Annotated in this window: 6 protein-coding genes; 2 read left to right on the forward strand and 4 right to left on the reverse strand. The window is 40.1% G+C overall.

Features of this window, described 5'->3' with window-relative positions:
• Nucleotides 1-10: 10 nt before the first annotated feature.
• Entirely contained in the window at nt 11-2,953 is a 2,943-nt protein-coding gene (locus DW896_RS20450; protein WP_081029003.1) for a SusC/RagA family TonB-linked outer membrane protein, read from the reverse strand.
• A gap of 447 nt (nt 2,954-3,400) precedes the next feature.
• Between DW896_RS20450 and DW896_RS20455 the strand changes: the two genes are divergently transcribed.
• A complete protein-coding gene (locus DW896_RS20455) occupies nt 3,401-4,621 on the forward strand; it encodes an ATP-binding protein (protein ID WP_008665782.1) in 1,221 nt (406 codons plus the stop codon).
• 95 nt (nt 4,622-4,716) lie between these two features.
• Here the strand turns inward: DW896_RS20455 and DW896_RS20460 are convergent, their stop codons facing one another.
• The 3 genes from DW896_RS20460 to DW896_RS20470 are packed head-to-tail and all read right to left on the reverse strand — an operon-like array spanning nt 4,717 to nt 10,504.
• Complete coding sequence (locus tag DW896_RS20460; RefSeq protein WP_005824271.1) at nt 4,717-5,670, reverse strand: hypothetical protein; 954 nt, start codon at nt 5,668-5,670, stop codon at nt 4,717-4,719.
• 30 nt (nt 5,671-5,700) lie between these two features.
• A complete protein-coding gene (locus DW896_RS20465) occupies nt 5,701-7,290 on the reverse strand; it encodes a RagB/SusD family nutrient uptake outer membrane protein (protein WP_117713634.1) in 1,590 nt (529 codons plus the stop codon).
• Nucleotides 7,291-7,321: 31 nt separating this feature from the next.
• Nucleotides 7,322-10,504, reverse strand: a complete 3,183-nt coding sequence (locus DW896_RS20470) for a TonB-dependent receptor (protein WP_240053884.1) — start codon at nt 10,502-10,504, stop codon at nt 7,322-7,324.
• Nucleotides 10,505-10,957: 453 nt separating this feature from the next.
• On the opposite strand from DW896_RS20470, the gene DW896_RS20475 reads away from it, so the two are divergent.
• Nucleotides 10,958-12,127: a site-specific integrase gene (locus DW896_RS20475; protein ID WP_119993739.1), complete on the forward strand. Its 1,170-nt coding sequence runs from the start codon at nt 10,958-10,960 to the stop codon at nt 12,125-12,127.
• Nucleotides 12,128-12,173 lie beyond the last annotated feature (46 nt).

Here is a 12,173-nt window from a genome sequence, read left to right on the forward strand (position 1 = left end):
ATTTTTTAGTTTAGAATGTAAGGTTGATACCTCCGGAAATCACACGCATCGGAGAATAGCCTCCATATTCATCATCAGAACCAGCCATTGCCACACGAGGGTCAAATCCCTGACGTTTGGACCACAAGCCGAGATTATCTGCCGTAGCATAGATACGCAGTTTCTCAACACCCAATTTCTGCATCAGGTTCTTCGGCAATGTGTAGCCCAAAGTGATGTTACGGATGCTGAAGTAGCTGGCCTTTATCAGATTGAGGTCTGATTGCTGAGTGAAAGAGTTGGAAGCATTGTCAGCATTCCAAATAGGAAGTGAACCTTGACCGGTCTCAGGGTTGAATGTTTTCCACATATCCTTATTATGACCTACGTAGAATGAAGAGCTCATGCCGGACAGATAAGAATAGTCATAAGCATAGCCACCAATTTGGAAAGCCGTTGCTATAGAAAGGTCGATTCCCTTGTAAGAGAAAGTAGTGCTCAAACCACCGTTGAAATCGGGCAGTGCAGATTTTCCAATGAAGTAGCGGGTTGCGTCTGCATAAGTGGTGGTGGTAGTACGGCCTGTCACTTCCCCTTTCTCGTTTGTCTCATCCATGTACCACATGGCATTTCCTTTTTCGTCCATGCCGGCATACATATAAGTATAGTATTCAAAGCGGCTCTTACCTTCGCGCAGGTTGAACGGACCGGAAGTGATACCATTTTCACGGTTTTCTTCGGGCAGTGTCACGATGCGGTTCTTGTAGTGAGATCCCACGAGCGATACCGTCCACTTTAGGTCGGGCTGATTGAAAATATCCACATTCACTTCAAACTCTATACCAGTGTTTTTCATCGCACCCAGGTTTTCCCAATTATACGGACGTCCGGCTGTAGAGTAAGCTACAGGGCGCTTGAAGAGCATATCGTCTGTACGACGATAAAAATATTCGAATGAACCGTATACTCTGTCGAATAGACGGAAATCTACTCCCACGTCAAAAGTCTTCTGCTTTTCCCAAGTCAAGTCCGGATTACCGTAGAATTCCGGTGAATAACCCAACTCTGAACCATTCCAAGTAACTGTGTATTGGTCTTGATAAGGCGTGTACACATAGGCATAGTCATACTCCGAAAGGATGCTTTCATTACCTTGGGTACCATAAGACGCACGCAGTTTCAAGTCGTTCAACCAAGAGTTTGTACCCTCCATGAATGCTTCGTTGGAAATACGCCAAGCGGCACCTACCGACCAGAAATTACCCCAGCGGTCCAAGAAGCGGGAAGTACCGTCGCGACGGAAGGCTGCAGAAAGATAATATTTGTTGCTATAGTCGTAGTCTGCCATACCGAAATACCCCTCGATGTTATGGTTTGCCGTGTAGCTGTTAATGTATTGCATTTGTCCACCGTTGTCCAGTTCCGGATTGTTCGGATTAAAGAAATTGGTCTTCTGTCCTGCTAAATACTGATATTCATACTTATAGTACTCGTGACCTATCTTGGCCGACAAGTGGTGGTTATCGCCAAAAACATTGCTGTAGGCCAGAATCTGGTTGAAGTTGGTAGTCGTAGTGTTGTAGCTTCCTTTTGTACCACGACCACCGAAAGACTGTCCGTCACCGATGAGCGGAGTGTAGAATACTGTCTGGCTACTGTTCGTGAAATCATAACTGTAGTTTGCTGTAAACTTGAAATTCTTCAAGAACGAGATTTCCAGATACGAGCGTGAAGTCAGATTATTGTACACAGTTTCACGAATATCCTCTTTCATATTGGCTATCACATTCTGGTTAGTAGCCGTAGGACGTTTAGATGTACCGTCTGTCTCACCGTTTCCGGCATCATACATAGGACTTCCGTCCTCATAATATTTCATATTACCTTCTGCATCATAGGCATGAACCGGGAAGATGGGAGCCCAAGAGCGTGCCACCTCAAAAGGATTGGAGGCAGCTCCGGCATTCTCTTGTACACCATTCTGAGTTGCTTTGGAATAGCCTACATTGGTACCTACCTTCAACCAGGATTTCAACTGAGAGTTAACGTTGGCACGAGCCGTAAAGCGCTCATAAGAAGAACCTAGCACATAAGAGTCATTGTCCAGAAAGCCCATAGATACATAGTAATCTGTGCGGTCATTACCACCCGATGCAGATACATTGTACTCTTGACGGAAGGCATTGTCGAACAAGGCATCGGCAAACGAATCATTATAACGCGGACGTGCATTGGGATTAAGTTTCCCATCGGGGGTTACCAGATACTCTCCCTGCGGGATGATGTAAGCATTGTAATTACCCAGTTCGCCCAGCAAATCCTGGCTGGCTGCCAAGTTAGATTCTTCAATGGAGTTTCCGGCTGCCCAATAGGTGTTACGAAGACCATACCAAGACAAACGGTAGAACTCTCCCGGATCAGTAGCCATATCATAGTCCTTGTACGCACGCTGTGCCACCCCCCAGGAGCCGTTAAAGTTGATGGCCACCTTGTCTTTGCGTCCGGTCTTGGTAGTAATCATGACCACACCACCTGCTGCACGGGAACCATACAAAGAGTTGGATACAGCATCTTTCGACACGTTCACTGAAGCAATGTCTGTAGGGTTGATGTCCGACAACTTGCCGTTGAAGGGCACACCATCTACTACGATCAGTGCATTGTTGCTGGCCGAAATAGAACCGATACCGCGTAATACGATATTGGCATCTTGTCCCGGCTGGCCGGAAGAACTTACAACTTGCAAACCAGCCACAGCTCCTTCTAGTGCATTGGACACGGATGTAGCTTGTGAATTACTGATAATCTCATTCTTTACACTGCTGATAGAACCCACCAAATCTTGTTTACGTTTAGTGCCATAAGCCACTACTGTTACTTCATCAAGTATCTCTGTATCAGGAATCATAACCACTTTTACGCTCGGTTTGATTACCACTTCTTGAGTCTTCATACCGATGTACGAAATCACCAGAGTTTTCGCGGAACTACAATAAGTGTATATTGCTAAAAAACAATTGTTTACGTTTGCTATAGAACAGAGTTTATTCTATTGTATATTATCTATAAAGGTATATGGCAAAGGGAGGTAAGTGGCTCGAAGTACCCATTTCATACCGTTTTGAATAATTAAAAGCTGATAATGAGCGCGTTATTGTAACATTTCATTCTACTCTTTTAATTGGTGATGTACTAATTAACCCAATAAATGTTTTTTATTCAAGAATAACGATAGATTATATAGAGGAATTTATCTTGAAAGATAAATTTTATCCATAAAAGTTCCAAAATATTTTTTTGTTGAGAAATATTTGCTTTACATATGTTATTTATAATTGATGAATATATAATATATACGGCAAGATTCAATTATAATTGAAATATTTTATATCTTTGTATATAAACTAAATCATGTTTGAATATGAAAAATTATATCTCCCGCCCTTTATACATAAGGAGAATTGAACCGTTTATTGATAAAAGTATAATAAAAGTAATAACCGGCCAACGTAGGATAGGTAAAAGCTACATTCTTTTGCAGATATCAGATATCATAAAGAAAAACATACCGGAAGCCAATATCATTTTTGTAGATAAAGAGCAACTTGCCTTCACGGAAATTAGGAACTACATGGATCTTTATCAATATGTTTTAAAGAAGGTTACTGGGCATAATCATAACTATCTTTTTGTAGATGAAATCCAAGAGATTGAAGAATTCCAATTGTGTCTGCGGAGTTTATTGAACGAAAATAAATGCGATATCTATTGCACCGGAAGTAATGCTAAAATGCTGTCCAGTGAACTTGCTACTCAATTGGCAGGAAGATATATAGAATTTCCCATTCATTCACTTAGCTACGGGGAATTCTTAACTTTCAATCAATGTCAAGATTCCACCGAAAGTTTAAAACTCTATCTTACATTCGGAGGTATGCCATACATTCATAATCTAACAATGGACAAGAATGTCATATTCGAGTATTTGAGAAATGTTTACTCTACTATCCTACTAAAAGATGTGGTTGCACGTGAATCAATCCGGAATGTCTCTTTTTTGGAAAATCTCGTAGCTTATCTGATAGATAATACCGGTTCTCTTTTTTCTGCCCAGAATATTAGTAAATATTTAAAGTCGCAACACGTCAACATTCCTACGCAGACAATTCTGAACTATCTAAAGGCACTGTGCAATAGTTTCTTTATTTACAAAATTCAACGAGCTGAAATCCAAGGGATGAAAATCTTTGAGATTGGTGAGAAATATTATTTTGAAGATTTAGGATTGCATAATTCCATACAGCATTTCGATTTTCGAAAAGACATCAACAAGTTAATGGAAAATGTAGTATGCATTGATTTGTTAAGATATGGATATGAAGTATATGTCGGAAAGAGTGGTAATAAAGAAATTGATTTCATTGCTTCCAAAGACGACCATAAAATCTATATTCAAGTAGCGTATATGCTTCCCGATGATGCAACTGTTAGGCGAGAATTTGGCAATCTTTTGGAAATAGCAGACAATTACCCCAAATATGTGGTAACAATGGATGAAATGCAAAGCGGGGGAAATTACAAAGGAATTAAACAGATTTCACTGCGAAACTTTTTGTTGGCAGAGGATAAAGAAAAACTGTAAATTAACGATTCAATCTCTACGAATCAATATTTAAAGTAAAAAGCCGGCCCTTTGTGTGAACCGGCTTTTCTTATGTAATTTTTTTAATTTTCAAATTACTCTGTCTCCAAAGAGTTAAGGTATGCTTCCGCACTCAAGTAGAGATAAGACGGGTTGGTACAAGGATATGCACCACCGTCTTGATAGTCAGCCATACTTACGTACAACGAATTGGCTGGGAAGGTAATACTACCGGCCTTTTCATTATAAACTCCCAAAGGATAAGAATTTATATTAGTAGATAGGTTGCCATATACAGAACCACCGCTGAACATACCATATCCCCAATCCATACCATATTGAACCGGTTTCAAAGAAGCACCTTCTTTAGTCACATCAATTACGAAAGTATATTCACCTGGAACTACATCAGCCTCTTCATTAAAGGGATAACCGTTGAAACCGCCAACCTCATCTTGTGCAGTCGCAACTTTGGCAAACGGACTGTCAAAACGGAAACGTGTACTGGTAGCAGTTGTAGTTTTTTCAATTTCCACAGCCATCGGAACAGACGGATCTACGCCAAAGAAATTAGCAACTGTACCGTCCAAATAGTATCCGGTACCGATAGATTCCCACTTCAAGATAGCAAAATTTACTGATATTTCATGGTATCCGGAAGAATAGTTGCTGACATCATTACCACTCAAAGCCAGTTGTAGATTATAAGTGATACCCTCGGCAGCTGACGGTGTTTCAACTGTCAACTTGGCTGTTTTCTCTCCAGCAGCAAATGATACAGTGGAAGGGCATACAAATATATTCTCTTCATTATTTATCACAGTAACATCAACCGTACCGGCAGCATCTGTCAAGGAGCGTGTCAAAGTTAAATCAAAAGAGGTTATTCCCGGCTCAACTTCCACTGTTTGGGTGTAATTGCCCACAAAGCAGATGCCTTGATTACCGTCTTCCAGTTCACCCGGAGTATAACTTTCTGCATCAGGATCGCAAGAGGTAGCTATCAGTGCGATGACAAACAGACTAAGTATCTTATTTATATATTTCATATTCCATATTTTTAATAGTTAACATATACATTATTCTACATCAGGTATTGGTGTAGGTGCCGAAACCAGCGGATTGTTCTCCAATAATGGGTTATATTGTACTTCCTTATTAGGAATACTGTAAATCTGAACCGGATCACCTGCTGTAATATTAAATACGGCAGTAGTCGGGAAGCCGCAGCCTAAACGGTTGACTCCCTTGTTCAGACGCATAATATCAAAATATGCCATACCTTCTCCCCAGAATTCAAGACGACGTTGTTGCCAAACAGCTTCCTGCACAGCTTCCGGTGTAGTGGCTGTACACTGATAAGACGGGTCACGATATGCAGTAACAAACGAGTTAAGGGTAGATACACCGCCACTAACATTACCACTCATAGCTTGTGCCTCAGCCTTGATAAGATACATTTCCTCAACACGCATCAATATTATATCCGTAGCATTGTTGTCAGTTCCCCATTGGTCATTCAGCACCCCATACTTTACTTGTGTATAGGCAGGTGCCTTTTTCCCAGTAATGTATGTTTGGGCCGCAGCAGGCAAATTGGCAGATACACCTTCACCGTTCAGGAACCATCCCTTGCGGACATCACTGGCAGGAATCTCACTATAGAGTTTCGGACTGATTCTACGCCATCCACCTACAGAAGCATAACCATAATTCAAAGAGCCCATATGTGAAGGGAAATTACAAATACCGGTTGTACTTACACGGTCCTGTTCTGTAATCAAGATACCCCACATCCATGAATTGTCTTCGATATTAATGAATGAAGGCTTGCTTACATCAGCACGGGAGTATGGAGTGGCAGTAGTTTTGGCCAGTGCAGCTTCCGCATCCTTTAAAGCTTCCGCATAGTTGTGCATTGCCAGATAGACACGGGCACGGATACCGTAAGCGACATCCAAGCTGACATAGCGCTTGTCATCACGTTCTTTTGTAGTGGCTGTCAGCAGCTCAATAGCTTTATTCAGGTCTGCCAAGATAAAATCATAAGTTTCTTGCACAGTAGAACGGGCGCAGCCATTGGCTGCAACTTCTGTTGCATTCTGCTCTGTAATCAAAGGCATACCCATAGCGCTCTCATGTCCTTTGTAATTGAACTGATACAACTGTATCAACGTAAAATAGTCAAAAGCACGGACAGCTAATGCCTGCGCCAGATAATATTGTAACGTAGGATCTTCAGTTTCGTTATCTACAGTACCGATTACGTTATTGGCTGTAAAAATCTGATTGTACAATGTACCCCAGAATTCAATGGTAGCTGTACTTGTATTCAAGCAGTCACTGTAATCGGCTGAATTGGAATACCAGTTATAACCAGTAATATCTGCCACCATGTCCGTACCTCTTGATTCCGTGGCCAGCATAATGGTCGGATAACCTATATCACTATGCACATTGTCATCTTCTGTGTAGATTTTGGCATATTGGGTGAAATTTGCAGCCACGGCTGCTACGCTGGCTTCCAATCTGGAAGGATCAGATTCAACAACTTCTTCCTTTTGGTTAGATGTAATAGTCGAACTCAGCGGTTCTGTATCCAGATCTGTACATCCAGCTACCATCAAACCGAGCATAACATACGGTGTTATCTTATATAATTTCTTCATATTTTTTCTGTATTTTATTATTGAACTATTATCAGAATGTTACTTTCAAACCGCCGGAAATAGTACGTATAGGCGTATATCTATCTGTAGAAGCTGTTGTGTAGCTCATACGTGGATCAAGCCCTTTACGGGCAGAGAAAAGAGCCACATTGTCAGCCGCACCGTAAATACGCAAGCTTCCGATACCCAGACTTCTCAACCATCTCTTAGGTAAAGTATAGCCCAGGGTGATGTTGTTGATAGAGAAATAATCAGAACTTGTCAACCAACGGTCTGATGAAGAGTTGGTGTATTTATCAATGGCATCTACACGCGGAATATTGGTATTTCTATTCTCCGGTGTCCATGCATTCAAGATATCCTTGTGCCAATTATATCCCATGTAGTGGGAGTCACCGCCATGCATGAAAGCTTGATAGCCACTATCATAAATCGTACCACCCAACTGATAAGCACACTGGATGGAGAAATCAAAGCCACGGAACTCCAATGTTGTACCGACACCGCCATAGATAGTAGGCAACAGGTCACCGGAAGCTTGTCTATTGGAATTGTAGGCAGCAGACCAATCTTTATCCTTATACTCTACACCGTTTTCGTCCTTTGCCCAATACAGAGCTTCGCCGGAATCAGGATCTACCCCTGCATATTTTGTCAAATACATCTGGTACAAAGATTCACCTTCACGATAAATATAGGAACCATCAATCATCTCTCCTTTCAAATCCGGATGCAGCTCAAGAATCTTATTTTTCATCAATGTTCCATTCCAATTGATCACCCACTTTAAATCATTAGTTTCAATAGGAGTATAGTTCAATTCAATTTCCACACCGGAGTTGCGTACCGAACCGATATTCATAGGAAGTTGGGTATAACCGTTAGACATCGCTACCGGTTTATAATACAACATATCCTTAGTCTGGCGGTTGAAGTATTCGATTGTACCGTCAATACGTCCTCCCAAAAGAGCGAAATCCACACCTACATTGAATGAATTGGATGTTTCCCAAGTGATATCTTTGCTCCCCTTGTAGTAGAGCACACCATCAGAGAATACACCGTCAGACCCGCTAACCGTGAACTGATCCAGATACGGATAGTAGTTTGTATATCCCTTATAATAGAGGTTGTCATTACCCTGCTGACCGAAAGAAGCCTTCAGCTTCAGCATGTTGATCCAATCGTATTGACTGATAAAGTTTTCTTTTGCCATATCCCATGCTGCACTCACACTCCAGAAGTTACCCCAACGGTTATCCGGATGGAAGCGTGAAGAAGCATCACGACGATAAGAAACACTACCATAATATTTTTCATTGAAATCGTAGCTGGCACGTGTAATGATACCGATTGTGGCATATTCATTGTAACTGCCAGAACCATTCTTGCGGTCGATAACATTAGATGCAGTCCAGTTCTTGTCACTATACATGTTATATCCTAAAATATAGTGACTTTCCGTGTTGAAGTCCATACTTTCATAGCCGGCAAGAATATCCAAGTTATGGTTGCCGAATGTCTTTTTGTAATTCAACAGATATTGTTGGTCAAGCGAATAAACGCGTGAGGAGTATTGCATAACAGAACCGCCATAGGAAGCCGACTGACCATAATACTTGTTACCCACACTATGCTGGCGTGTGTTGTCAATATGCAAGCCCAAAGAAGCTGTCAATGACAAACCGTCAATGATATCAATCTTTGCATACCATTTCCCATTCAGAATATCCATCAGATATTTTTCAGTATCATAAAGGAAACCGCTCATAGGATTGGACATGCTCATAAAATTACGGGTGAAGTTTGTACTTGAACCATCACCATAGTCATATACATGATAGCCAGTATTGGCATTATATTGGAAACTGCCGTCTGCATTCCGTACATACATCGGATAGATTGGTGCGATAAAGTTACCAACAAAGAACGCATTACCGGAAGAAGTAGCAGCATCGGTATCCTGATCGCCCGGTGAACGGCTTGTTACATTTGAATAGCTAAGATTAACTCCGAGCTTCAACCACTTTTTAGCCTGATAATCCACGTTCATACGAGTGGAGATACGTTCGAAACCTGAATTTTCAATAATACCTTCATCATTCAAATAACTGGCAGACAGATAGTAGCTTAATTTGTCCGAACCACCAGAAACACTAAGATTATACTCTTGGCGCAAATTACTTTGGAACATCTCATCAGACCAGTTATCCGGTGTATAATAATAGTCACCGTCACTATATCCCAGAGTTGCATAAGGGTTCAACTTGCCGTTCCGGCCAATAAGATATTGTCCATCAGGTATGGTATAAACTTGGTAGCCCAGCTTTGGAAACAAGTCTGCATTGGCCAATTGATAAGCCCGTTCTGCTGTATATCCGCTATTATATAGGTATCCGTTATACAAAGCAGAATATGCAGTCTCCATATAGGTATTTGCATTCTGCAATACATCATAGTTTTTCACTAAGCGGGAGTTGACTCCCCAACGGGCGTCTAAAGAAATCTGCGTATCACCGCTCTTACCTTTCTTTGTAGTAACCAAAATAACACCGTTTGCACCACGTGCACCATACAAGGCAGCAGCTGCGGCATCTTTCAATACGGTCATTGATTCAATATCTTGTGAATTGACAGCGGAGATATCTCCTTCATAAGGAATACCATCCACTACATACAGAGGATTGTTGCTGGCATACATAGAACCGATACCACGAATACGAACTGTCGCACTCGTACCCGGCTGGCCATTTGTACTTTGTGTCTGCACACCAGATACAGTACCGGAAAGTGCATTCGATAAGTTGGAGACCTGACGTTTCTCCAATGTCTCAGACTTGATCACAGAGGCTGAACCTGTAAAAGCAGACTTCTTTGCTGTACCGTAAGCTACCACCATTACCTCATCAAGCATCTCAGAATCGGAACGCATGAATACTTTTATATTCGGCTTAATATCAACCTCTTGAGTCTGCATACCAATGTACGAAATCACCAAAGTTTTCGCGGAACTTGGTACGTTTGGTAATGTAAAATCACCATCTACACCGGTAATAGCACCAATTTGTGTACCTTTTACCAATACAGAGGCTCCAATAACTGGCTGCCCGTCTTCTTCAGAAATTACAACACCTGTAACCTTCTGGGTTTGGGCAGTTACTAGGCCTATTCCGACAAAAAGACAGGCCAATAACAGCATTAATTTTCTTTTCATAAATTCTCTCTTAAAGTTTAACTTTACATTAATTGTTTCTTTACTCTAACAAAGTGCAAATATATTAATAAAACTGAAACGAACAACTATTTTATTGAAAAAACCTTGTAAATCTATCAATTTGTTAATTAAATATGTCACTTTATGCTTAATAACAGATTTTTCACACTTAAAAAACCTAAACTGGCTTATGTTTACTATCACTATGATTCTCTCTTTTAGGATGATTTTTCCAAGAAATACACATATTTTAAAACAAAATGGTTAATAAATAAGCCGCTAAAACAGAGAACGGACCTGATTTTGAAACAAATTGAGAGTTCCCGGAGGCTAAATACCGATTAATAGCTAAACACAAAAAGACACTTTTTAGAGATATTAATTCTTATTCTAATCCCATCGAGCACAGAATATCGTCTTATTTGTTATTGGTATTAATTAAAATCAAGTAAAATGAGTAAGATTATTTACAATCTAGTGTACAACAGAAAAAGAAGCCTGAATAAAAAAGGAATGGCATTGGTACAAGTAGAAGCCTATTTGGACAGAAAGAAAAAGTATTTTTCAACCAAAGTTTATTTAAAGCCAGAACAGTGGGACAATAAAAAGCTTATTGTGAAGAATCATCCTAATGCAGATGCGCTGAATAGATTGATATATGAGTTCATGGCTATGATAGAAAAAAAAGAGTTGGAATTGTGGCAGCAAGGAAGGCGTATTTCATTAGAGTTACTAAAGGATGTTTTGAGCACAAGCGAAAACAAAACCTCTTTTATTCCTTTTTTTAGGCAAGAGATAGCAAACTCTACTCTAAAAGAAAGCACAAAACGAAATCATCTCTCCACTCTTTCATTATTACAACAGTTCAAAAAGGATGTAACCTTTTCTGATTTAACATTCGAATTCATATCCTCCTTTGAATATTTCTTGCAATCAAGAGGTTATCACACAAATACGATAGCCAAACATATGAAGCATCTGAAGCGACATATAAATGTCGCCATCAACAAGGATTATATGGAGATACAAAAATACGCTTTTCGAAAGTACAAGATTAAAACTATAGAAAACAAGCATACGCACTTATCTCCTGAAGAGTTGGAGAAGTTGGAGAAATTAAGCTTGGCTGGCAGATATACTAAATTGCAAAAGACTTTAGATGCATTCTTGTTTTGTTGCTATGCAGGAATGAGATATTCTGATTTTATCAGTTTATCACCCGATAACATCGTGGAGATTCGTCAAGAAACCTGGCTAATTTATAAATCCATAAAGACGAGTACAGAAGTCAGATTACCTCTTTATCTCTTATTCGAAGGAAAAGGGCTTGTTATTCTGGACAAATATCGGGATGACTTACAAAGCTTCTTTCATTTAAGGGATAACTCTAATGTGAACAAGGATTTAATTGTGATTTCCCGCCTAGCTGGTTTATCAAAAAAAATTTCATTTCACACTGCTCGCCATACTAATGCAACACTATTGATTTATAATGGAGTAAACATCACAACGGTGCAAAAATTATTGGGGCATAAAAGTGTTAAAACCACACAAGTGTATACAAATGTAATGGATATGACTATAGTGCATGATTTAGAAAAGAACCATGCACTCATGCCTTAGCACTATAAAATATTTTGTGTAAATGCAAAATACGGGATTCAGTATG

The sequence above is a fragment of the Bacteroides sp. AM41-16 genome, from assembly GCF_003603495.1.
GTDB lineage: Bacteria > Bacteroidota > Bacteroidia > Bacteroidales > Bacteroidaceae > Bacteroides > Bacteroides uniformis.

Bases quoted from the DNA above. Each gene is read 5' to 3' on its own strand.
- DW896_RS20455 (WP_008665782.1), top strand. From the start codon at position 3,401: ATGAAAAATTATATCTCCCGCCCTTTATACATAAGGAGAATTGAACCG.
- DW896_RS20460 (WP_005824271.1), bottom strand. From the start codon at position 5,670: ATGAAATATATAAATAAGATACTTAGTCTGTTTGTCATCGCACTGATA.
- DW896_RS20465 (WP_117713634.1), bottom strand. From the start codon at position 7,290: ATGAAGAAATTATATAAGATAACACCGTATGTTATGCTCGGTTTGATG.
- DW896_RS20470 (WP_240053884.1), bottom strand. From the start codon at position 10,504: ATGAAAAGAAAATTAATGCTGTTATTGGCCTGTCTTTTTGTCGGAATA.
- DW896_RS20475 (WP_119993739.1), top strand. From the start codon at position 10,958: ATGAGTAAGATTATTTACAATCTAGTGTACAACAGAAAAAGAAGCCTG.